This is a genomic window from Psychrobacter sp. H26, assembly GCF_059073035.1.
Map to the genome: position 1 here is coordinate 887,911 of NZ_JCACRW010000001.1, position 23,490 is coordinate 911,400.

At 44.4% G+C, this 23,490-nt stretch carries 22 protein-coding genes; 16 read left to right on the plus strand and 6 right to left on the minus strand.

Annotation, left to right across the window (positions count from 1 at the left end):
* Nucleotides 1-270 precede the first annotated feature (270 nt).
* The 3 genes from dnaB (at nt 271) to argF (ending at nt 4,109) form a co-directional block, all read left to right on the plus strand.
* Nucleotides 271-1,674, plus strand: coding sequence for a replicative DNA helicase (gene dnaB, locus AC5JPT_RS03645; RefSeq protein ID WP_319051943.1), 1,404 nt, complete (start codon nt 271-273; stop codon nt 1,672-1,674).
* 191 nt (nt 1,675-1,865) lie between these two features.
* Nucleotides 1,866-2,972 (plus strand): alanine racemase, encoded by a 1,107-nt coding sequence (gene alr, locus AC5JPT_RS03650; protein ID WP_493857144.1) that lies wholly within the window; start codon nt 1,866-1,868, stop codon nt 2,970-2,972.
* Between the two features lie 213 nt (nt 2,973-3,185).
* Nucleotides 3,186-4,109, plus strand: a complete 924-nt coding sequence (gene argF, locus AC5JPT_RS03655) for an ornithine carbamoyltransferase (protein ID WP_493843063.1) — start codon at nt 3,186-3,188, stop codon at nt 4,107-4,109.
* Between the two features lie 137 nt (nt 4,110-4,246).
* Here argF and rpiA read toward each other — a convergent pair whose 3' ends face one another.
* Nucleotides 4,247-4,906 carry a ribose-5-phosphate isomerase RpiA gene (rpiA, locus tag AC5JPT_RS03660; protein WP_493857145.1) on the minus strand — a complete coding sequence of 220 codons (660 nt, stop codon included), beginning with the start codon at nt 4,904-4,906 and terminating at the stop codon, nt 4,247-4,249.
* Nucleotides 4,907-5,191: 285 nt separating this feature from the next.
* On the opposite strand from rpiA, the gene ilvA reads away from it, so the two are divergent.
* The 7 genes from ilvA (at nt 5,192) to AC5JPT_RS03695 (ending at nt 11,513) form a co-directional block, all read left to right on the plus strand.
* Nucleotides 5,192-6,745 carry a threonine ammonia-lyase, biosynthetic gene (gene ilvA, locus AC5JPT_RS03665; RefSeq protein ID WP_493857146.1) on the plus strand — a complete coding sequence of 518 codons (1,554 nt, stop codon included), beginning with the start codon at nt 5,192-5,194 and terminating at the stop codon, nt 6,743-6,745.
* A gap of 259 nt (nt 6,746-7,004) precedes the next feature.
* Nucleotides 7,005-7,427 (plus strand): RNA-binding S4 domain-containing protein, encoded by a 423-nt coding sequence (locus tag AC5JPT_RS03670; protein ID WP_319051937.1) that lies wholly within the window; start codon nt 7,005-7,007, stop codon nt 7,425-7,427.
* A 205-nt stretch (nt 7,428-7,632) separates the two neighbouring features.
* On the plus strand, nt 7,633-8,130 hold the full coding sequence (locus AC5JPT_RS03675; protein ID WP_443527147.1) for a low molecular weight protein-tyrosine-phosphatase: 498 nt from the start codon (nt 7,633-7,635) through the stop codon (nt 8,128-8,130).
* Between the two features lie 201 nt (nt 8,131-8,331).
* Nucleotides 8,332-9,372: a UDP-N-acetylmuramate dehydrogenase gene (murB, locus tag AC5JPT_RS03680; protein WP_493858425.1), complete on the plus strand. Its 1,041-nt coding sequence runs from the start codon at nt 8,332-8,334 to the stop codon at nt 9,370-9,372.
* Nucleotides 9,362-10,150 (plus strand): YdcF family protein, encoded by a 789-nt coding sequence (locus AC5JPT_RS03685; protein WP_493857147.1) that lies wholly within the window; start codon nt 9,362-9,364, stop codon nt 10,148-10,150. Before murB ends, AC5JPT_RS03685 begins: the two co-directional genes overlap by 11 nt.
* Nucleotides 10,151-10,275: 125 nt before the next feature.
* Nucleotides 10,276-10,548, plus strand: coding sequence for a cbb3-type cytochrome oxidase assembly protein CcoS (gene ccoS, locus AC5JPT_RS03690; RefSeq protein ID WP_493857148.1), 273 nt, complete (start codon nt 10,276-10,278; stop codon nt 10,546-10,548).
* A gap of 86 nt (nt 10,549-10,634) precedes the next feature.
* Nucleotides 10,635-11,513: a sulfite exporter TauE/SafE family protein gene (locus tag AC5JPT_RS03695; RefSeq protein ID WP_493857149.1), complete on the plus strand. Its 879-nt coding sequence runs from the start codon at nt 10,635-10,637 to the stop codon at nt 11,511-11,513.
* 209 nt (nt 11,514-11,722) lie between these two features.
* On the opposite strand, the gene AC5JPT_RS03700 is transcribed toward AC5JPT_RS03695, so the two are convergent.
* Together AC5JPT_RS03700 and AC5JPT_RS03705 are read right to left on the minus strand one after the other, a co-directional pair.
* The gene (locus AC5JPT_RS03700) at nt 11,723-12,877 is read right to left on the minus strand and encodes a DEAD/DEAH box helicase (protein WP_493857150.1); all 1,155 of its coding nucleotides are present in this window, start codon (nt 12,875-12,877) and stop codon (nt 11,723-11,725) included.
* 278 nt (nt 12,878-13,155) lie between these two features.
* On the minus strand, nt 13,156-13,371 hold the full coding sequence (locus AC5JPT_RS03705; protein WP_057760416.1) for a cold-shock protein: 216 nt from the start codon (nt 13,369-13,371) through the stop codon (nt 13,156-13,158).
* Nucleotides 13,372-13,777: 406 nt separating this feature from the next.
* Here AC5JPT_RS03705 and aroQ point away from each other — a divergent pair, with 406 nt between their 5' ends.
* Together aroQ and AC5JPT_RS03715 are read left to right on the plus strand one after the other, a co-directional pair.
* On the plus strand, nt 13,778-14,314 hold the full coding sequence (gene aroQ / locus AC5JPT_RS03710) for a type II 3-dehydroquinate dehydratase (RefSeq protein ID WP_493857151.1): 537 nt from the start codon (nt 13,778-13,780) through the stop codon (nt 14,312-14,314).
* A gap of 139 nt (nt 14,315-14,453) precedes the next feature.
* Nucleotides 14,454-15,755 carry an ABC1 kinase family protein gene (locus tag AC5JPT_RS03715; RefSeq protein WP_493843055.1) on the plus strand — a complete coding sequence of 434 codons (1,302 nt, stop codon included), beginning with the start codon at nt 14,454-14,456 and terminating at the stop codon, nt 15,753-15,755.
* A gap of 52 nt (nt 15,756-15,807) precedes the next feature.
* Here AC5JPT_RS03715 and AC5JPT_RS03720 read toward each other — a convergent pair whose 3' ends face one another.
* Complete coding sequence (locus tag AC5JPT_RS03720; RefSeq protein WP_319051928.1) at nt 15,808-16,638, minus strand: ion transporter; 831 nt, start codon at nt 16,636-16,638, stop codon at nt 15,808-15,810.
* 317 nt (nt 16,639-16,955) lie between these two features.
* On the opposite strand from AC5JPT_RS03720, the gene AC5JPT_RS03725 reads away from it, so the two are divergent.
* A complete protein-coding gene (locus AC5JPT_RS03725) occupies nt 16,956-17,705 on the plus strand; it encodes a YebC/PmpR family DNA-binding transcriptional regulator (protein ID WP_493857152.1) in 750 nt (249 codons plus the stop codon).
* A 74-nt stretch (nt 17,706-17,779) separates the two neighbouring features.
* Here the strand turns inward: AC5JPT_RS03725 and AC5JPT_RS03730 are convergent, their stop codons facing one another.
* Both AC5JPT_RS03730 and ftsY read right to left on the minus strand, forming a co-directional pair.
* A complete protein-coding gene (locus AC5JPT_RS03730; RefSeq protein WP_493857153.1) occupies nt 17,780-18,352 on the minus strand; it encodes a methylated-DNA--[protein]-cysteine S-methyltransferase in 573 nt (190 codons plus the stop codon).
* A gap of 53 nt (nt 18,353-18,405) precedes the next feature.
* The gene (ftsY, locus tag AC5JPT_RS03735) at nt 18,406-19,317 is read right to left on the minus strand and encodes a signal recognition particle-docking protein FtsY (RefSeq protein ID WP_319051979.1); all 912 of its coding nucleotides are present in this window, start codon (nt 19,315-19,317) and stop codon (nt 18,406-18,408) included.
* A gap of 760 nt (nt 19,318-20,077) precedes the next feature.
* On the opposite strand from ftsY, the gene AC5JPT_RS03740 reads away from it, so the two are divergent.
* The 3 genes from AC5JPT_RS03740 (at nt 20,078) to AC5JPT_RS03750 (ending at nt 23,424) form a co-directional block, all read left to right on the plus strand.
* Nucleotides 20,078-20,230, plus strand: coding sequence for a hypothetical protein (locus AC5JPT_RS03740; RefSeq protein ID WP_319051570.1), 153 nt, complete (start codon nt 20,078-20,080; stop codon nt 20,228-20,230).
* A 97-nt stretch (nt 20,231-20,327) separates the two neighbouring features.
* Nucleotides 20,328-21,818 carry a M16 family metallopeptidase gene (locus tag AC5JPT_RS03745; RefSeq protein WP_493857154.1) on the plus strand — a complete coding sequence of 497 codons (1,491 nt, stop codon included), beginning with the start codon at nt 20,328-20,330 and terminating at the stop codon, nt 21,816-21,818.
* Between the two features lie 67 nt (nt 21,819-21,885).
* Nucleotides 21,886-23,424, plus strand: coding sequence for a M16 family metallopeptidase (locus tag AC5JPT_RS03750; RefSeq protein WP_493857155.1), 1,539 nt, complete (start codon nt 21,886-21,888; stop codon nt 23,422-23,424).
* Nucleotides 23,425-23,490 lie beyond the last annotated feature (66 nt).

The following is a 23,490-nucleotide window of genomic DNA, read 5'->3' on the forward strand; positions in this document are numbered from 1 at the left end:
TTGATTTTATTATATTTATCGTAAATGCTTTCAGTTTTTACGTCTAGGTACTGTGTATCACTTCTTACTTTACGCATAACAACCACTGTAGATTTAGTTGCTTACCCAGCCTAAAAAACCACATTATGTGTTAAACTTTCGCTTCTGATTGTAGCATTTGCAGGCAAATCTAAAACCATGTTTTAGTATTTCTAACGTAGAGAAATACTGTGCCTGTTTTGCACGCTCATCGACATCCTTTTTATACCCATTTTGACTCATTAGGCACTCATGGCAGAAAACGATAAAACCGACGACTTACTGAATCAGACACCGCCGCACAATATCGATATTGAAAAGGCATTGCTCGCGTCTTTGATGAGTATTGAAGAGGCGTATGACAAGATTGCCGATATCGTCACCAAAGATGACTTTTATGCGGGGCGACATCAATATATCTTTGATGCCGTTGCCCATCTGGCAGCGGTGAATGAGCCTTACGATACCGTTATGGTACACGACTGGTTAGAGGCGCAAAAGCTGCTCAAAGGCGCAGGTGGTGATAGCTATCTGGCCGATATTTTGAGCCAAAGTCCGGCGACGTTGTTCAACTTGACCGCTTACGCCCAGCGTGTGCGTGAGCTATCAACCCTGCGTCAGCTGATTACTACGGGTAATGACATGCTGACCCTGGCCTATAATCCAAAAGACCAAAGCGTCAGTGATATCTTGGATAATGTTGAGGGCAAGATATTTAGTATCAATGAGCAGCATAATAAGCGCGCTGAGCAGCGAGGTCCTGTCGGGATTACGTCTGTACTTACTAATGTCATTGACAAGATTCAGGAATTAAAATCCAACCCTGACGGTATGATTGGGTTGCAGACGCCATTTGCCGAGCTGAATAACAAAACTCAAGGCTTGCAAGCAGGCGATCTAATTATTGTCGCTGCGCGTCCGTCTATGGGTAAAACCACTTTTGCGATGAACTTGGCAGAAGGGATTTTGTTTAATGAAGACTTGCCCGTTGTGGTGTTTTCGATGGAGATGCCTGCCGAATCTATCGTGATGCGTCTGCTGTCCTCGTGGGGCGCGATCAACCAGACACATCTGCGTTCTGGACAAATGAATGAAGATGAATGGGCAAAGATGATGAACGCCATTCAGCATTTGCAATCAAAGCACTTATACATCGATGACAGTACTGCCCTGCCACCGTCTGAGATGCGCTCTCGCTGCCGACGTATCGCCAAAAACCATGACGGTCGCTTAGGTGCGATCGTAGTCGATTACCTGCAGCTCATGAAAGTACCTAGTCTAGATGGTAACCGTGTGGGCGAGATTTCTGAGATTTCTCGTAGTCTAAAGGCACTCGCACGTGAGCTTGAGTGCCCAGTGATTGCACTATCGCAGCTTAACCGCAGTCTAGAGAATCGTCCGAACAAGCGACCTATCATGTCGGATCTACGTGAATCTGGGGCGATTGAGCAGGATGCCGATTTGATTATGTTCATCTACCGTGATGAGGTTTATAATGAAAACTCAGACCACAAAGGTGTGGCCGAAATCATCATCGGTAAACAGCGTAACGGCCCTATTGGTACTATTCGCTTAGGCTTTGAAGGGCAATTTACGCGCTTTATTAATCTAACGCCAGAGTACTATCAAGGCGTTAGCTTTGAGAATGACGAGTAACCAGTCTTATAAATATCGAACTGATAATACTAAGCTTTGTGAATATTAAGGCGCAGTTGCAGTCTAACAAATAGTGTTTAATATTTAGTGTTTAATATCTAGTGTTCAACAACATGGCCAGTGCCGCATCAGCCCAATTGATGCAGCACTGGCTTTATCACTTCATAATTCTACTTACAAAGAAGACGATTATGCGCACCATCACGATAAAACCAAAAGCCATCACTCATAACCTTAACGAAGTAAAAAAGCGAGCACCGCAGTCTAAAGTATTGGCCATGGTCAAATCCAACGCGTATGGTCATGGTGTGGCGGCTGTCTTACCAGCACTACAGCAAGCGGATGGCGTTGGGGTAGCAACTTTGACTGAAGCACTAGAAGTCAGACAGCTAGGCTGGAACAAAACAATCGGTCTAGTAGAAGGCGCCTTTAGCGCTGATGAATGGCAGCAAGCGATTGAGCATGATATTAGCTGCGTGATTCACCACGGGCCACAGCTGGAATGGGCACTACGAAATGTCCCGCCAGCCAACAGTGCAACCAGCGTAGTTTGGCTAAAATATAATACTGGCATGAATCGCCTAGGTTTTAATGCTGAGGGCGTACTGTCTGCAGCAAAGCGTCTATATGAGGCAGGATATCAGCTGATACTGGCCACGCATTTTGCCAACGCTGATGATCATGATCATCCATTAAATGCCATGCAAATTGAGCGTTTCTCAAGCGTGCTAGCGACTCTAAAAGACACCATTAGTCCAGATATCCAAGGCTCATTGTGCAATTCTGCTGGCATCGTCAACTTCTCAGAGCACCACTATGACTGGGTCCGTCCCGGTATTATCCTATATGGTAGCTCGCCTGTGACAGATAAGAGTGCGCAGACTTTAGATTTGCAGCCAGCAATGGATTTCAGTGCGCAAATCATGGCACTACAGACGGTCTGTGCCAATGATGCTATCGGCTATGGCAGCCACTGGCAAGCGCAGCAAGACACCCGAACGGCACTCGTTAGTGTCGGTTACGGGGACGGCTATCCACGTGTGGTCAATGACGACGCTTATGTCATAGTCATCGATGCCAATAGCAATCAGAGCTACCGCTGTCCTGTAGTTGGGCGTGTAGCAATGGATATGATTGTCGTAGACGTCAGCAAAACACCAGAAAGTCTGGCTTTGGACAGTACCGTTACCCTCTGGGGCGATACGCCACGTGTCGATGAGGTCGCAGGACATGCTGGTACGATTAGCTATGAGCTGCTATGCCGCCTAAGCATACGCCCGAATCGTATACAGGCATAATGATCAGAACATGCTTGAGTTTGATCATTTTTTGGCTTACCGAATCATTTTTAGTCTAGCTTGCAGGCTATTTAATCTTGGTAAAATTGCACGTTTACATTGAAAGTAAATACGCTATACTAAAAGTTTGTTGTCAACCCAGTATATGCCCTGACGCGATACTATTGAACCCTGATGACGTTTCACTGACTGCGATCGACTGCTAGGATTACTATGAGTTTGCGCCATTTTTTAACTTTATCTGATTTAACCAAACAAGAACTAGAAAACCTGATCAAACGTGCAAGCGAATTGCGTAAGATGCAACATGCAGGCGAGATATATCAGCCTTTTGTTGGTCGTACGCTTGGTATGATCTTCGAAAAATCTTCTACCCGCACCCGTATTTCTTTTGAAACGGGTATGGGGCAATTTGGCGGTAACGCTATATTTTTGTCACCCAATGATACTCAGCTCGGTCGCGGCGAGCCACTAGAAGACTCCGCTCGCGTGATTTCTAGCATGGTTGATATCATTATGATTCGTACCTTTGGTCACGAAAAAGTAGAAACCTTTGCTGAATATTCAAGCGTACCTATTATCAATGCATTGACCGATGACTACCATCCTTGTCAATTGCTCGCTGATATGCAGACGTATTATGAACATCGCGGCAGTATCGAAAACAAAATCGTCACTTGGGTCGGTGATGGCAACAATATGTGCTCATCATTCATGCAAGCGGCTAACCAGTTTGGTTTTGAGCTGCGCGTGGCAGCACCTTATGGATTTGAACCTGATCCAAAGCTTATGGAGCGTTTCTCACACTGCGTTAGTTTGGTAGAAAACGTCCAAGATGCGGCAAAAGACTCTAACCTCATTGTCACCGATGTATGGGCAAGTATGGGGCAAGAGTCAGAACAAAACACCCGTGCACGTCGTTTCGCCCCTTATCAAGTGACGCCGTCTCTACTGGACAAAGCCGACCCTGAAGTGGTGTTTATGCATTGCTTGCCCGCCCATCGCGGCGAAGAGATTTCACACGACATGCTAAACGATCCGCGCTCTGTCGTCTGGGATGAGGCCGAAAACCGTCTACATGCGCAAAAAGCATTGATGGAGTTCTTGTTAAAAGACAAAATCAAACTAACTGCCTAGCTTAGGCCAGCCTGTAAAAAGCTAGTAAGGTAAATGATAAGATAAGTTATTAATACGTTCAAAAATAAAAAAGCCGTCCAGATTTGGACGGCTTTTTTATTTGGATAAAGGCTTGAGATTATATTCTTAAGACTGTATTAGCGTGTAAGTGTCGTCACGCCATTTGCCCCAGCTTTTAATAGCACATCCGCTTGATTGGCCGCAAAGATACCATTACAAACCACACCTACGATATTATTCAGCTCTTTTTCTAGCGCGATTGGATTACTGACATCCAAGTCATACGTGTCTAAGATAACGTTGCCATAATCGGTGACAAAGTCTTCACGATATACAGGCTCACCGCCCAATTTGGCTAATTGACGTGCGACATAAGAGCGAGCTTGTGGCAGTACTTCAATCGGTACTGGAAACGCGCGACCTAAGATCTCAACGCTTTTGCTCTCATCGACCATACACACAAACTTGTTAGACGCTGCCGCGACGATCTTTTCACGCGTCAGCGCACCGCCACCACCTTTGATAAGTTGCAAATGCTCATTGACTTCATCAGCGCCATCGATATAAATATCTAACGTACCAGCGAAGTTCAAATCGACGATGTCGATACCAAGCGCACGCAGCTTATCTTCTGTTACCTGTGAGCTGGCAACCGCGCCAGCAAGCTTTAGTTGCGGTAATAACTCAATCAAACAGTTGACCGTACTCCCTGTCCCTACCCCAAGTATCATATCGTCTTCAATATAGCTTAGGGCAGCGCGGGCCGCGGCTTGCTTTTGTGCTTGCTGATCACTCATCATAAATCCTTGGAAAATAAACGTATGGTCTTAAAAGAAGTAAAATGCGCGGCTATTATAACCGATGCTATTAACGGATGTTAGCGCAATCCTAATTCTAATGTATTGTCGTGCATTTTAGTCATGTGGTTTGATCATAGCTTACAGATGTTGATCACACAGCTCTACGTCATACCTATTCAGGCATGAAACCCTAAGAAAACTGTAATTGAGTCTTGCAAGATACTCAAAATCAGCATAGGCTAATCTATTTCATTTTTATATTCATTCTGTTTAGGGATTACTATGCTGTCACACTGGGTACGAGCCATACTACAAGCCACCGTCTATGACGTTGCTATTCAAACACCACTTGAAACGGCACCCAAGCTGACCCAACGTTTTACCAACGACATTCGTTTCAAACGTGAAGATTTGCAGCCCGTTAAATCATTCAAATTACGTGGTGCTTACAACCGTATTAGTCAATTAAGCGACGAGCAAAAAGCGCGCGGCGTCATCTGTGCTTCAGCAGGCAACCATGCACAAGGCGTGGCTTACTCTGCACGTAAACTGTCGCTAAACAATATCATTGTTATGCCAACCACTACCCCTGATATCAAAGTAGATGCCGTCAGAGCACTGGGCGGCAATGTGGACCTGCATGGTGATAGCTTCGATCAGGCAAACCGTTATGCGATTGATCGCGCTGAGCGTGAAGGACTCACCTTTATACCGCCTTATGATGATGAGTTGGTAATCGCAGGACAAGGCACTATCGGTCTTGAGCTGACCCAGCAGTGGCGCAATATGGATTATGTATTTGTTGCCGTCGGTGGTGGCGGTCTGATCTCAGGTGTTGCCGCATTTTTGGGAGAAGTGGCGCCGCACGTCAAAGTCATCGCAGTAGAGGCCGAACAGTCAGCGTGCCTAAAAGCAGCACTGGAAACAGGTGAGCGCGTCAAACTTGAGCAAGTCGGATTATTCGTTGATGGTGTGGCAGTCGCACAGATTGGTGAGTTGCCTTTTGACGTTGTGCGTACGCAAAAGAGCGATAACTCAGGTCCCATCGTTGAACCTGAAGTCATCACTTGTACCAATGATGAAGTCTGCGCCGCTGTCAAAGACATCTTTGAAGAAAATCGCAGCATCGTTGAACCTGCTGGCGCATTGTCAGTGGCGGGTATGAAAAAATATATCGAAGCCCATAACATCCAAGACAAAAACTGCGTCGGTATCATTTGCGGCGCCAATATGAATTTTGACCGTCTACGTTATATTGCTGAACGTACTGAGATTGGTGAGAAAAAGGAAGCTATCTTTGGGGTCACTATTCCTGAAACAACGGGTGCTTTCTTAAACTTCTGCCGCAGCCTACATGGTCGCAATATCACTGAGTTTAACTACCGTGCTGACAGCAAAAAATCACCAGACTCTATGGAACCTGCCTCTATATTTGTTGGTATTGCGCTAAAAGAGGGCGAAAAAGAGCGTCAAACCATCAGTGGCCAGCTGGAAAATGATGGTTATATCGCTCATGATCTGACCGATGATGATATTGCCAAGTCACATATTCGTCACTTGATTGGTGGTCATGCCAAGGTCGAAAACGAACAATTACTACAAGTAATATTTCCAGAACGACCGGGTGCACTGCTTACTTTCTTAGAAAAACTGGGTGATGACTTCAATATCACGCTTTTCCATTATCGCAATCATGGTGCTGCTGAAGGTCGTGTATTGGTCGGACTGCAAGCATCCGAGGGTAACTCACGCCAGCTACAAGATGCTCTCTTGGATATTGGTTACGACTGTACGACGGTCAATGACAACATTGGCTATCAACTATTCTTGAGATAATGCGTTCATGAAGTGACCCTCTAAGATTACTTTCCTCAAATGATTTACAAAAAGCGACCTTTCATATGATTGGTCGCTTTTTGCATTGTGATATTTAATCCTGAGTATCGTAATCATAGTTATAACCATAACCATAACCATAAAAATCAATTTTACAAAAACCAAAGTCATAAATGCCCATTTGCAAATATCAAAGTTGCCCTAATATTATTTGTATAAAGACATAAATCGATATAAAAACGAATGCAAAAGGATGATTATGAAGAAAAACCCCGATACTAACAGTCAAGCACTGGTCAAAATTCGTCTGGACAAATGGCTGTGGGCAGCAAGGTTTTATCGTACCCGCACGCTTGCCAAGCAAGCTATTGAGAGCGGACGTGTTCACTACGGTGGTAGTCGCGTAAAAACCAGCAAAGAGATTTCGGTGGGCGATGAGCTAACCATTCGCCAAGGTTCAGCGACCGCTATGACCGAAAAGACAGTTGTCGTCGAGGCGCTATCTGCACAGCGCGGTAACGCTAGCGCAGCTGAGGTACTCTATTCGGAGACCAAGGAGAGCGAGACGCGGCGCGCCTATTATGCTGAGCAGCGTAAACTTGCCAACCTCGCTCGCCCTGATAACAAACCCAATAAAAAAGAACGCCGTGATTTACAACGCTTTAAAAACAATCAGGAGTGATATACGGTCACACCCATATTAGCTGCTCCCATAAACATAGACATACAGCCATTCTTTAATGACGCTATTGTCTAGTCTCTACCCTTGCCATTCAAGGTATTAAGCGTTACGCTAGTAGCTGATTTAATCAATGACATGCTAATAAAAGTCGCATTAATAATGCTAGACTCTTATAGCATGTTTTTTTGTTATAGAAGGTCATATTATGCTGATGAAAGCCTGTACTCCCTCTTCCATACTACTGGTTTGTTTGGGAAATATTTGTCGTTCACCCACCGCTGAGGAAGTTTTTCGTCAGCAAGCGGCCATTGCTGGGTTATCGATAAAAATAGACTCAGCAGGCACCAGTGACTCACATGTCGGTGATACGCCCGATGCACGTTCACAGCGCCATGCCAAATCTCATGGCTATAAAATCAATAAATTAGTGGCTCGCCAAGTTAGTGCCACTGACTTTCGAGATTTTGAGTTAATTTTGGCAATGGACTCACAGAATTTGGCTGACTTGCAAGCTATTAAAGACGGTATCACAGAGACAACGGACGACTTGGCCAAATTAGCACTATTCAGCGAAGAAGATCCTACCTATTGTGGCAGCGATGTGCCAGATCCTTATAAAGGGGAAAGTGATGACTTCGAAGAAGTAATCGAGCGCATCGAATCAAGCGCACAAGCTTGGATCGAGAGTTGGAAAGCCTGCTAGTCATAAAGTCTGTATTTCTACGACTTTTGCATGCGCTATCCTTTATAATGAACAGTTTGTCATTTGTTATTTATTTGCCATATAGGCTATGTTATGACCCAAGCTCTACGCCTTGATCTCGACGCTCAAACCACGACCACAACTGATTGCGCAGTGAGCGTACTGTCCAATCGTTCAGTTGATTTGTCTCATAGCAATACAATGGCACTGGCATGCGCGGCTGATTTTGCAGTGACGTTGACAGATGAGGCGCAGCTTGATGACTTTATGGCATCTGGTACCGAGGCTACGGCAGATGAGCGCTCAATATTCGTGTTATCTGGCGGTAGTAATGTTTTATTACCAGCATCGCTAAATGCGGTGGTCTTGCGACCAAATATGCGCGGTATTCATGTGTCTGCTCAAACCGAGCATTATGTAGATATTGAGGTAATGGCTGGGGAAAACTGGCATGATCTAGTTGTATATACGGTCAATCAGGGCTGGTATGGGCTAGAAAACCTTGCATTGATACCAGGTCTGACTGGTGCTGCACCAGTACAGAACATCGGTGCTTATGGGGTGCAATTAGAAGACCGCTTACAGTATGTACGTGCGTATCATTTACCCAGCAAAACGTGGCACAATCTATCGACTGCCGACTGCGATTTTGGCTACCGTGACAGTATTTTTAAGCGTGCGCCAAATACGTGGCTGATTAGTCGTGTGGGTTTTAGACTACATACCGACCCAACCAATATTCTAGCCAGCTATGGCGACGTCCAAACCGTAGCGCAGCGCTATGCCGAGCAGCAAGATCGCAATCAGCCCACTCCTATTGACGTGATGCAAGCGATTATCGAGATTCGGCAACAGAAACTGCCAGACCCTAAACAGCTGCCCAATTGTGGTAGTTTTTTTCAGAATCCTATCATTGATCAAAACCAATTTATAGCACTGCAAGCAACCTATCCTGCTATCGTTGGTTATCCGATGCCCGATGCTATGGTCAAAGTTGCCGCAGGCTGGCTCATTGAGCAAGCAGGTCTAAAAGGTGGCGGTATCGCGCCTGTTTTTACTCATAAGCAGCAAGCACTTGTACTTACCAATCATGCCCCTTACCATGCAACGCAAGCAGATGTGGCCGCCGCCCAGCACTATATCGCTGATGTTGTATATGAGAAGTTTGCTATTCAGCTGTCACGTGAGCCTGTTTGGGTAAATATCGATGGCTCGATTGGACACGCTGAGCATGTGGTCTAAACAATCATGGTCTAAGCGCTTATGGCGAAACTATTTACGTTCAGCTGAACGAATGCTCAAGCTGTTTCGCATCATTAACATTACTTTTATACTAGGCTCGACGTCTATTATTCTAGTATTGATTAGTTTGTTCACTCCCCTATTTTCGCAAGCGGTTGTTTACGTCTTTGCACTGCTACCCTTACCCAAAATACCGCCTATTGCTACAAGCTCACCGCCTACTGCTTATCTGGTGCTAGGTGGCGGCTTGACCAATGACAATAACAATCAAATCATCCTCAATCGCTATAGTCTGAATCGTGCGCGCACTGCTGCAGGCGCTTATCACGACCTTCCTTTACCTATTGTACTCAGCGGTGCCGAAGCGCCTTGGCTCGGGCAGTGGCTGATTGAACACGGTATCGATGGGCTAATAAGTGAAAACGCCAGTATGAATACTTGTGAAAATGCACGCTTTACGGCCAAACGAATTCCGCTACACCACGTTTATCTTATTACCGATAGCTATCATATGGCACGTGCCCGCAGACAGTTCGCGTTAAATGGTATCAATAGCACACCGCTGAGCGCGCCATTACCCGTTAGGCGTGACTGGATGAAACCTGCACAAAACCTGACTCATTCACGGCGCGCAGTCTATGAAGTCGCCGCCTACCTGCGTGATGTGATACGGCCACAGATGGACTGTCGCCTCGCCGATGATGTGACTTCTCAGCAGTTGATGACGCCAAGAGGTCGTCCAAAAAAGGAGTCTGATGAAATCGAGCCTGATGAATAAGCCTCAACACGGTCATATTGCTGACTTACTATTATCTAAGAGCTTGCCCCAATCACTACGGATCATCCCATACTTCTGAGATGGGTGTATAATAATACAAGACACTGCTATTTAAGAGATTTGCCATGCTCAGTATATTTTTATTAATTCCGCTAAGTCTTATGCTGTTTGTGGTTGCTATTTGGGCAGTGCGTTATGCGGTAAAATCAAATCAGTTTGAAGATTTGGACAACGCCTCACAGCGTATCATATTAGATGACCGTCAAGAGCGCAGACAAACTCTGCATGCTCATGATCGCTCAACGCAGCCTCAGTCATCTGAGGAACCAATAGCATTAGATGACAATGTTGACACAGACGGGGTTCATTCTAATAGAGATACAAGCCCAAAAAACTAACCTCTATCCATACATTATGAGGATCTTTTGTTAGACAATAATCGTGCCTGTAGACACAGGATGTACAACTTTTAGGAGAGGTATCCATGACCACAGCTTTACTTGTTGCAGCCTTGCTAATGGGGTTTTTTGGCTCACCGCATTGTTTGGGAATGTGTGGCGGCCTTGTGACAGCATTCGGCCTTTCTATGAAAGATGTTAGCCCTATCAAGCGCCGCGCTTTGGTTGCCACCTATCATCTTGGACGCTTGACCAGTTATGCATTGCTGGGTTTGGTCGCAGGCTTTATCGGTATTACCTTATTAGAGCCTCTTATGAAAGGCAATAGCATGCCGCGCATCTTATTAGGTATGATACTCGTTTTTGTCGGTGCGACCATGCTAGGCGCACCATTTTTGACCAAGCTTGAACGTTTTGGTATGCGTTTTTGGCAGTACTTAAGCCCGCTTCGTCAAAAGGTATTTCCACTCAATACATTTCCGCGAGCACTCATTGCTGGTCTGCTATGGGGATTTTTGCCTTGCGGTTTAGTGTATGGTGCTCTACTGATTGCTGTGGTCGCTCACAATCCACTAAGCGGAGCGGCATTAATGTTCGTGTTCGGCTTAGGGACCATACCGATGCTGGTGGCAACGCATGAAACCGTCGGCTGGTTACGTGACAAGATTGGGCGTTTTCGTCTAAGACAGCTAAACGGCGCGATAATGGTGCTCTCAGGGTTAGCAGTGGCTGTCGTCCCTATCGCTATGACAAGTATGCATGGCGGACACGGAGGTAGTCATGCACAAATGGATCATGGTAGCCACTCTAGTATGATGTCTGAGACAGACATCCATGACATGAGTCAAATGGAGCACGACATGTCTAATATGGATCACAGTATGCATGATATGGATATGGAGCACGATACAGACATGGGTCATACTATGGGTGATGACACTGCGTCTATGCATCATGCCCATTGATTTTACATCTGTATCAGAATGATATTTAATTGCATTATTTGCATAAATAGCCATTAGTCGTTATGTAAAAGCAATCGCATAAAAAGCCCTCGATATCTGCGTGATATCGAGGGCTTTTATTTTGCATGAGGCTTGTTTTTCATTAGGTTTATTTCTAACGCTACTTGTTTTTAATGATAATGATCTAAGTAGTTTTCAGCTCATAGCAACTATTCTTGCCACTGTTCAAGCGAAAATTTAGTCTCTAAATGCTTCTCTAGTGCTGGTATGTTAAACGCATCATCTTCGCTAACAAAGCTGATACTAATACCAGTTTGTCCAGCACGGCCAGTACGACCAATACGATGTACGTAATCATCTGGCTGATCAGGTAAGGTATAGTTGACCACATGACTGACATCATCCACATGTATACCGCGTCCTGCAACATCCGTTGCTACTAGAATAGAAGCATGACCATCCTTAAAACGCTGCAAATATTTCTCACGTTTTTGCTGAATCACATCGCCTGACAACATAACAATCTTATGGTCTTGACGCAGTTTGTGATAAAGACGCTTAACTTGGTCTTTACGATTGGCAAACACAATGACTTTTTCAACAGTTTTATCACTGATAATACGCTTTAGAGCTTCTAACTTCTGGTCTTCTGTCAATAAGTAAAAATGCTGATCAACCAACTCGCTGGTCTTGTGCTCTGGTTCGATTTCAACGAACTGTGGCTCATGTAACCAGCGATAGGCTAAGTTCATGACATCTTGGTTAAACGTGGCAGAAAACAGTAAGCTTTGACGATCAGTATTAGCCGGCATACGGCCTACTAGGCGTTTGATATCAGGAATAAAACCCATATCTAGCATACGGTCTGCTTCATCTAGTACCAACACCTCTACTCGGTCAAGATAGACCATACCTTTATTGGCAAGATCAATCAGACGACCTGGCGTTGCTACCAAAATGTCAACGTATTGACGCTCAAGCTCATGCTGCTGAGTTTCGTAGTTCGTACCGCCCATAATACAAACACTATGCAGTGACGTGTACTTGGTCAATGCTATACAGTCATCAAATATTTGCTGAGCAAGCTCACGTGTCGGCGCCATAACCACTGCACGTGGCTCACCCAAATAGCGCTCTTCATCGGTAGTAAAGGGACGCTTGAGTAACGCCTCCATAATGGTAAGCAGAAATGTTGCTGTCTTACCTGTACCCGTCTGTGCCTGTCCGATAGCGTCTTGATTTGCTAGTGTATGCGGTAGGATTTTTGCTTGGATAGGGGTTAGTTCCGTAAAACCCAAATCACTTACTGCACGCAAAGTCGCGACTGAAAGTGGCAAATCAGTAAACGTTGTAAAATTACTCAAAAAAATATCCTTTTAAATTAGTTGCTTGTACTTTATCAATCACAAATCAGCTCACAATAAAGCTTCATACTGACATAAGTGTGACCAATAGCAGTCGCAACATTATATCTATAGATGGCCGCTAGACATACGGGTACAAAAAAAGCCAAGCCCAATACCTGACCTACCAAATATGCTGCTGTTAACTCAACATGGGTAAGACAAGATGGGCTTGACTCAGTAGTATATCAGTAGTTCGTACAGACATTATAACTAAACCGCTTTAATGTCTGGATAGATTACTCTTCTATCTTTCTGACTTCTTCAGCTTGAAGGCCTTTATCACCTTCTACCACACTGAACTCAACTTTTTCGCCATCCTTCAAAGAACGATAACCATCACCCTGAATCGCGCGGAAATGGACAAAAATATCTTCTCCGCTGTCACGTTGAATGAAACCAAAGCCTTTTGAGTCATTAAACCACTTAACGATACCTTGCTCACGAGCTGACATAATATTACTTCCTAAAAAAGTCCGCTTAGCCCCAAATTCCTTTGCAACATTGCATATAAACGGGGTCTAAGATTATGAAATCAAAAACTTAAGAGTACTGCTCTCACTACAGTCATCTTTGTATTGCTTGTACAAAAAACAGTTTGTTTGAACAACCTATCCTTTGTACTCATGACTGTAACAAACTTGCAATGTTTATTGCATAAAAAATATCATAGCACGGGTTTTTAGCAACATAAAGACTTTTAACACGCTTTTTAATACCTAATCTAATTTTTTATATAATTTTTTTATAACCCGTTCAGCAAGCTGTTATGATAAATAGATAGCGTCAATCAGCTTATTACGTAGAAACTTTCCCATTACAATAGATCATTCACATTTTTCGATAGCGACAGAGAGTATTATGACGTCCTCCTCTTCATCTCTTGAATCTCAAAAAACGGCTCACCAAGATACTAACCGGACCCTTACCCGTAGACTGCTATTGGTTAATGGTGTCAATTTAAACTTACTGGGCAAGCGTGAACCTGAGATTTATGGTTATATGACATTAGCAGATATCGAGCAACGCCTGGTTGAGCGGGCAGCCAAATATGGTGTTACGCTGGTGTGCATACAGTCAAATCATGAAGGCGATCTGGTGGATCAGATCCAACATCATGGCTTACTCACAGACAAAACTGACCAAGTCGATGCAGTGATTATCAATCCTGCTGCATTTACCCACACTTCTGTAGCCCTACGTGATGCGCTATTAGCCACACAAAAACCATTTATAGAAGTGCATTTGTCAAACGTGCATGCGCGTGAGCCTTTTAGGCATCATTCTTATTTGAATGATGTTGCTGTGGGTGTGATTTGTGGTTTGGGTCATATGGGCTATGATATGGCACTCGACTATTGGCTACGCACTATTTATGCAGATCAGATAAACACTTAATGTGCTGCTCGTTGTTTATCGATCTCTTTATGTATACTGTCAATCTCTTCTTATCTTTCACACAGTAGTCAAACAGTAATTGTCTGATGAAAATAATAGAATTACAGCTGAGCACACAACCCACTATATGGTGATATGAATGGCAAAAACGTCCGGAAAGCGCTTTATGAAACTCGCTGGTATGACAGCAAGCATCGCCGGTAAAGCCGCTAAAAACTCATTTAAGCACCTCTCAAGCGATGAAGAAAAGCGACTGCAAGCTCGTTCAGACTTGATGCAAGATGTGGGTGTTCAGATTGCCGAAACTTTAGGTGAGATGAAAGGTGCGGTGATGAAAGTAGGACAGATTGCCTCACAATACAAAGATGTGTTTCCACCTGAGGTTGCCACTGCTCTAGAAAAGCTCCAAAAAGATGCCCCGCCAATGCCCTATGCGCAGATACGTGCGCAAGTCGAGCGTGAACTCAACGCGCCTATGCCAGAGTTATTCAGTGAGTTTGACGAGACGCCATTTGCCGCAGCATCTATCGGACAAGTGCATAAGGCCGTTTTGAGCTCTGGTCAAAGAGTGGTGGTCAAAGTCCAGTATCCTGATGTTGATGAAAACTGTGATAGTGATCTCAAACAAGTTCGCATGGCGCTAAAAATTGCCGGCGTACTCAATATGAGCAAGCAATTACAAGAGCAGCTTTTTAATGAGATTCGCCAAAGCCTACACGATGAGCTTGACTACGTTAAGGAAGCGCATAACTTACGTGTGTTTGGTGCTTTTCATGCAGACGATGAAGGACTTATCATTCCTAAGGTTATCAGTAGCCATTCTTCCAGACGTATTTTGACTTTGACAGAAGAGATGGGAGAAACACTGACGGTTGCCGCAACGTGGGACAATGATATAAAACAAAAAATAGCCGAGCGTTTGTTTCACTTTACCGCAGGACAGCTATTTGGCTTGTACCGCATGCATTGTGACCCACATCCAGGTAACTTCGCCTTTCGTCATGACGGTAGCGTAGTTGCCTATGATTTTGGCGGTATTCGTAGCTATAGCGATAGCGAAGTCCAACTGTTCCGTCGTTTCGCAAGACATGCTATTAAAGGCGATGTGACCGCACTCGAGCAAGACCTTGTCGCTCTAGATATTCGCCGTGAAGATGACAAAAACATCCCCGGTGAGTTCTATGAAAAATGGCTATCGATTGGCCTAAAACCTTTATCCATTAGCCCTTATCAAGAAGGTGCCTTTGATTTTGGCAGCAGTCAGATACATCATGATGCTATTGCCCAAATGCGCACGTCATTGAAATACTTTGGACAGTTTCAGCCTTCCGCTACAACGATGATGTTGGATCGTACCATATCAGGACAGTATTGGAACTTGGTCAATCTAGATGTCGAAATCGACCTATCACCACTCGTTGACGAATACATTGAAGCCTAATGAATCGTCTAACGGTTGCTATACAACTGGTTGCTAGCTACAAAATTGCTCACTAAATATGTAACGCATGACCACAGCGATCGCAAAAGTCTGCGCCTACGGCATGTCCAAATTTACCGCAGTTGGGGCAAGTCACTGGATTAAGCTGTGGACGCATATTACGAGCAAGCTCAGAGGTAAAGATACCTGTCGGTACCGCAATAATCGAATAACCTGTGATCATGACCATGGTTGCGATTGCCTGCCCTAGCGGTGTCTTGGGCGACATATCACCATACCCAACTGTCGTCATCGTGACGACCGCCCAGTAGATAGACAGTGGGATACTGGTGAACCCATTCTCAGGCCCTTCTACCACGTAAATAATGGAACCAAAGATAGTCACAAGCAGTACAAGTGATAAGAAAAATACCGTGATTTTCTGTTGACTGGTCCTTAGTGCAGAGGCCAAAAAACCAGCCTGTTGCATGTAGGCTTTGAGCTTGAGTACACGGAATATACGTAAAATACGCAATACTCGTATCACCAGTAGATACTGTACGCCCACAAACATCAAACTCAAATAACTCGGCAGTACAGACAGTAAATCCACTATACCAAAGAAGCTAAAAGCATAACGTAAGCGGTTGGGTGCTGAGAACAGTCTTAGCACATACTCAATGGTAAACAGAATAGTAAAAAACCACTCTGCATAAAAAAACAAGGTGCCATATTGCAAGCGCATATACAGCACACTATCAAGCATGACAACAGCAACACTGGCCAAAATCGCAATCAGCAAAACAATATCAAAAAGCTTACCCGAGCGGGTATCTGTCCCTTCGATGATGATATGTATGCGGTTACGCAAGTGTGTCAGAGCTTCGGCAGTGGGTTGCTTCATAGAATCAGTACTTTATAAAATCAATGGCTTGATAGCACTCAATGATTTAAAATGTGATGGATAAGGGCAAGTTGGTCAAGACGGCTAAAACTGGTTTATAATATCGCTCACTTATCATAGTGAGTACAATCTATAAGTTGCCACAGTGTAGCAAAAAAGCACCTTTAACAACATACAAATCGTTAACGTGCCAGTAGCGCTACTACCTCAAGCAGACAAAGTAATGATAGTATGGAATCAGACAATCACATACTAAAGAGTGCAACTATAATTCTTTTTACCCACAAAAAATAATACGTAGAATCTAAGGATGTTATATGGCAGGCCATTCAAAATGGGCAAATATTAAACACCGCAAAGCCCGTCAGGATGCAGTAAGAGGCAAGATATTTACCAAAGTTATCCGTGAAATCGTCTCAGCAGCCAAACAAGGTGATCCTGATCCTGATAAAAACCCACGCTTGCGTGCCGTTATCGAAAAAGCCCTATCGGTCAACATGACTCGTGACACGATCAACCGTGCTGTCGACCGTGGTACAGGCGGCGGCGATAACGAAAATATGGAAGAAGTCAGCTACGAAGGCTACGGTGTTGGCGGTGTGGCGGTACTTGTCGAAACCATGACTGACAACCTCAATCGTACGGTAAGTGAAGTCCGTCACGCTTTTACCAAATGTGATGGCAACCTTGGTACATCAGGTTCAGTGGCTTACCTGTTTACCAAACGCGGTGAGATCACTTTCAATGATGTGAGCTTAGAGGATGAGGTGATGCTAGTAGCACTAGATGCTGGCGCCGTTGATATCGAAAACGATGGTGAGAGTTTGCTTGTCATTACCGAATGGGAAAGTTTCGGTAAAGTCCAAGATGCTCTAAATGCAGCAGGCCTGGTCTCTGATAATGCTGAGGTGACTATGTCGCCATCTACTACGGCTGAGATCGATAATATCGATGATGCTGAAAAGATCATAAAAATGATTGATATGTTAGAAGATGCGGATGATGTGCAAGAAGTTTATACTAATGTGAATTTCTCTGCTGATGTCATGGCGCAACTTGAGGCATAATCTGATTAGCAGTTTAAAAAAAGGGCTAAATACTGATGTGTTTGGCCCTTTTTCTATGGAAAAAATAAATAAAACTATTTTTTATACCATGCATCTTCAAGCGCTAGCAAATATTCCTTTTTATCCAGCCCGCCTGTATAGCCACCAAGCTTGCCATCGCTCGCAATGACACGATGACAAGGGACAATAATACTAAAAGGATTCTTACCATTAGCCTGCGCGACCGCACGGAATCCCTTTGGACTGTTGACACGCTGTGCGAGTGTGGCATAGCTAATGGTTTCGCCATACCCAATACCTTGCAGTGCCTGCCATACTCTTTGCTGAAACTCAGTACCCATAGAAAAATCCAAAGGCAAATCCAGCGTCTTACGCTTACCAGCAGCGTAATCTTTGAGTTGGAAAATCGTTTCTATTAACAACGCTTGAGCAGGTTCACTCATGCTTAGGCTATTACTATCTATAAAGGTGAAATCTTCATCTGACATACCGTAATACTTTTTGATTTTAGGGACAGATTTTGAGCTATGCCATGAGTTACCTGCCAGCAGCCAGTTGGCTTCAACGAGCACAGGCTTACCATTCTCATTGACACGAGCAATCAGTGTGAATCGATGCAACCCAACAGTTGCTGTGGTAACTATCATGGCGTCTACCTCCCTATTCTTTTAAAAATAATTTACCAATTAAACTGGCTATCTTATTCTTTATCGTCGGTCTCAAACAAAGCGGCGACAAATTGTTTTGGACTAAAGGCGCGCAAATCATCAATAGACTCACCCACACCAATGTAGCGGATAGGCACATCTGTCGTCTCAGCGATATTGAATACTACGCCCCCTTTAGCAGTGCCGTCCAGTTTGGTAATAGTAATACCCGTCAGAGGTACAACCTTGTTGAATAACTCAACTTGATTGATGGCGTTCTGACCCGTACCAGCATCGAGTACGATCATACCTTCATGCGGTGCGCTTGGATCAGCCTTACGCATCACGCGTACGACCTTCTCTAATTCTGCCATCAAATGTGTCTTATTCTGTAGACGACCAGCTGTATCGGCTATAAGGACATCGATATTTTTGGCTTTGGCAGATTGCATGGCATCAAAGATGACAGAAGCACTATCAGAGCCATGCCCTTGCGCAACGACTGGGATATCATTACGCTCACCCCAAATTTGCAGCTGCTCGGTGGCTGCTGCACGGAACGTATCACCTGCTGCTAGCATGACTGACTTACCTTCACCTTGTAAACGCTTGGCAAGTTTACCAATGGTTGTTGTCTTACCCACACCATTAACGCCAACCACTAAAATAACAAATGGTTTTTTGCTGGTATCAATGACCAATGGCTCAACTTTAGGCGTCAAAATATCAACCAGTTCGCTTTGCAGGGCTTTATATAACGAGTGTGCATAGATCAGATCACCACGAGCAGTCTGCTCGGTGAGACTCTTAATAATACGGTTGGTCGCGTTGACGCCGATATCAGCAACTAGCAACTGATCTTCGACCTCTTCTAACAGCTCATCATCGATCTCTTTACCACCGATAAGAATACTGACCATCCCTTCGGCCAAGTTTTTACGCGACTTACTGAGTCCCGTTTTCATACGGTTAAACCAGCTGCCTTTTTTCTTATTCTCTTGCGGCTCTACTGGTTCTTCTACTGGCTCTTTTGGACTATCAGTTTGTATACTGCTGCTGTTAGTTGGACTCACGCTTGGCGTGTCTCCCAACTGCTCTTGCAATGGCATGGTGGGTACGGTTGACACGGTATCAGAGTTGTTTGCAACATCTGTCTCTGTGACACTCGAAAAGCTTTCAGAATCTCCTTTAGGTACGTTATGCTCTTCAGTCATAATGATTGGCGTGGCCAAAGCAATATTTTCTTCTGCATCGTTATTTGAGATGTCTTGGATTGTCGTACTGTCCTCGAGTACAGCTGCGCGCTCAGAATCATCAACGATGGGCACCGATTGCACCGGTAGACTGGGTAAGGTAATATCATCGTCATCTAAGTCATCAAGACCATCATCTAAGTTAATGACTACGCGGTTGTTATTGTTTGGGTTATTCATAATTTTGCCCTAAAAGTTATCATTATCAGTTATTTGTTCATTGTAGATAAATTTATATGTCTTTATACGCTTATGAGCGACGTGACAATGAGTTTCAGCCTATTTTAGCATAATTAAAGTCGTGCTCAGCCCTTACTATAATAGACTATCATTAAAATATATCGGCTTTAAAAGTGGATAAAAATTTCTAGAAAGTTTTGCTTAAGGTTTGGACACAAAATTCTGACTTGTAACTGGCTAGACTTCGCCTACTCTACCAAGACTATCAACGACTCTTTATTAGGAAATGCTCATGTCTCTACTCTCTAAGCACTACAAAAGCATCATCAATATCAGTGCGGCTATTTTGTTAACGACAACGGTATTGTCTGTGGCAGGCTGCAGCACCACGCAAGAGTTCAGACCCACAGCTAGTGTCATGGTAGGCACTCAAACCTCTTTATGACGTCCATTATCACTATGACTCCTTAGCACTACGATCCATTATTACTATAACTGTCGTCATTCTCTTTAGTCATCATTTTATATAAGTAGACCATACCATGCCATTGCCTTTACCACTACCGATCAGCCCATTACGTATTGCTTGTGCCTTGGCGATAGCAGCGTCACTGACCGCCTGTCAGACCAGTACGATATCTGCTAGCTCTACAACTACTGCTACTAACTCAGTCGCAGCAATCGGTACAGGGCAACCTAATTCAGACGCAAGTAGAGAGTCAGCACCATCTGCACTGGCAATGGACATGTCAGGTCGACATGAGTATCAGTTAGAAAACGGTCTGAAAGTAGTTATAAAAGAAGATCACCGTGCCCCAGTCGCTATGACACAAATCTGGTATCGAGTAGGCTCGGCAGATGAGCCAACTGATAAGGGCGGTATCTCACACGTGCTTGAGCATATGATGTTCAAAGGAACCACCGACGTATCAAGTGACGATTATGAACGGTTGATTGCCAAATTTGGTGGTGTCAACAATGCCTTTACCAGCTATGACTATACGGGGTACTACGAGCTGTTTCCTGCTAACCGCATGCCTTTGGCTTTAGAGCTTGAAGCAGATCGCATGAAAAATCTGACTTTCGATGATAAAGAGTTTGCCAAAGAGCATCAAGTCGTTATGGAGGAGCGCCGTCAACGTACTGATGATAATCCACTTGCCAAAGCTTACGAGTCATTTCGCCTGCTAGCACTACCTGACAGTCCGAAAGGTGAGTCTGTCATTGGACCGATGAGTGAGCTTGAGTCAATCAAACTCTCTGATTTAACAGACTGGTACAAGACATGGTATGCACCCAACAATGCCACTTTGGTCATCGTTGGTGACGTACAACCACAAGATGTGCTCGCGCAAGTCAAACGCTATTTTGGCACGCTTGCACCAAGCGACGTACCTAAACGTAATGCTGTCACTCAAAAGGGCTTTCGAGGGTATCAAAAAGTAGAGTCTGAGCAGGCCGTCCAAGTGCCTGTTCTCTTAATGGGTTACAACGTGCCTAGTTTGGTGACGGCAGGCGCAAATGACGAAAAACAGGCCTATGCCCTCTCCCTTGCTCAAGACGTACTCGACGGTGGTCTATCTGCACGCTTAGAGAGCCGACTGATACGTGAGCAAGGTCTGCTAACTACCGTTGGCACTTCTTATGACTTACTCGATCGCGGCGATGGACTGTTCTTAATTCAGGCAACACCGCGCGAAGGTGTCAGCTTAGAGCAAGCGCAGCAAGCCATAACGTCAGAAATAGAAAAGCTCAAAACAGATCCCATTGCTGCCGACGAAATCAGCCGTGCTAAGACTAATACGGTCACAGGCTTGATTTATGCGCAAGATAGCATGGAGGGACAGGCACGTATGATAGGCTCGCTACAGTCTATTGGTTTAGATGATAGATTGCTTGCCAAGCTGCCAACCAAACTCGATAGTATCAGTGTAGATGACATTCAGGCTGCCAGTAAAAAATACTTGGTTAAGAACAACCTTACGGTGATGCATATCGTGCCACCCAAAGAAAAGCAAAACCAAGCAAAGTAACGGCTGCCTATCATCAAGCGCCTAATAAAAATGACGATAAAAACGTATTTTTAATAAGAAGAACATCATGATTCAGAATAAGTATGACTCTCAAGTAAGACAGAAAATATCAAGTGCTAGCTCATTGAAAAAATGGTCATATCTTAGCAGCAGCCTCGTACTTGCTTTGGGTATATTGACTACTACCGCTCAAGCTGAGACAACAGGTGCTGAAGATTACCGCGCACCTGCTGCCGTCGATGCCAGTGCGCCTATTGCGGCACTGTCTAAGCTGACTAGTATTGATAACGCCGAACCTCTAAAAGTCACCGTGCCAACAATCCAACAATTTAAAACTAAGGCTGGCGTCCCTGTAAAATTCGTAAAAACCACCGCCTTGCCAATCGTCGATATAGACCTGCGCTTTAACGCTGGTAGTGCGCGTGACGGTAGCATCAACAAAGATGGTTTTGGCATCGCCAACATGACAGCGACAATGCTTGAGCAAGGCACTACAAGTCTAGATGAAAACGCATTCACGCGAGCCGTTGAAACTTTAGGCATCAATTTGAGCAGTAGCGCGTACAAAGACATGTTTATTGTTTCACTACGTAGCTTATCTGATGACGAGCATCTGCTACCTGCTGTTGACTTAATGACGCAGATGGTGAGTGAACCTACGTTTAATGATGATGTTCTAGCACGCAACAAGGCACGACTACTGGTTGGTTTACAGCAGCAAAAACAAGACCCTAACAGCCTTGCAAGCATTGCTTTTAATAATGCATTGTATGGCAACCATCCTTATGCGCACCCCTCGGTAGGCACACTCGAAAGCGTGCCTACCATCCAAAAGCAGCAGTTATTAGACTTCAAAAATCGGTATTTAGTGACAGCAAATGCTTCTATCGCTATGACGGGCAATTTGACATTAGTCCAAGCGAAACGTCTGGCTGAAGAGATCACCACCAAGCTACCTACAGGACAGGCCGCAGCAGAATTACCTGAACCCACACCCCTTACTACAGCGCAGCATATACACATCCCATTCCCAAGTACCCAAACCACTGTCCTAATGGGTCAACTGGGTAGTAAACGTGCAACCGATGCTGTGGCGCAGCAGCAGCAAACCAATTTTGCAGTTGGTAATGAGATCATGGCAGGTAGTGATTTTAATGCGCGATTAATGACTGAGGTTAGACAAAACTTGGGTTATACCTATGGTATTTCAGGTTCAATGAGTCCGATGCTAGCACGAGGCCCTTATCAGATTGGGTTTTCGACGCGCAACGATAAGGCGCGCGCAGCGATCGATGCAAGCTTAGGAGTTATTAATAAGACACTAGAAAAAGGTGTCACGCATGATGAGATGCGCTTGACAACAGATAACTTAAAAAATAGTTTTCCAATGGGCTTTGCAAGCAATGCAGGTATTAACGGCTTGTTAGGAATGATGAATTTTTATCAATTGCCAAATAATTATTTGGCTGATTATACCAATCGTATTGATCAGGTCACGCTTGTAGAAGTGAATAAAACCATGCGTGATACGCTAAAGCCTGATGATTTTTTGATTGTAACTGTGGGACAAGATGACCCTTGGAAAGATAAACCAGTGAACAAATAGATTATTTAGGAACATATACAAATAAATCACGTCAGCTATGAAGGACAGGAAACACATCCCTCATAG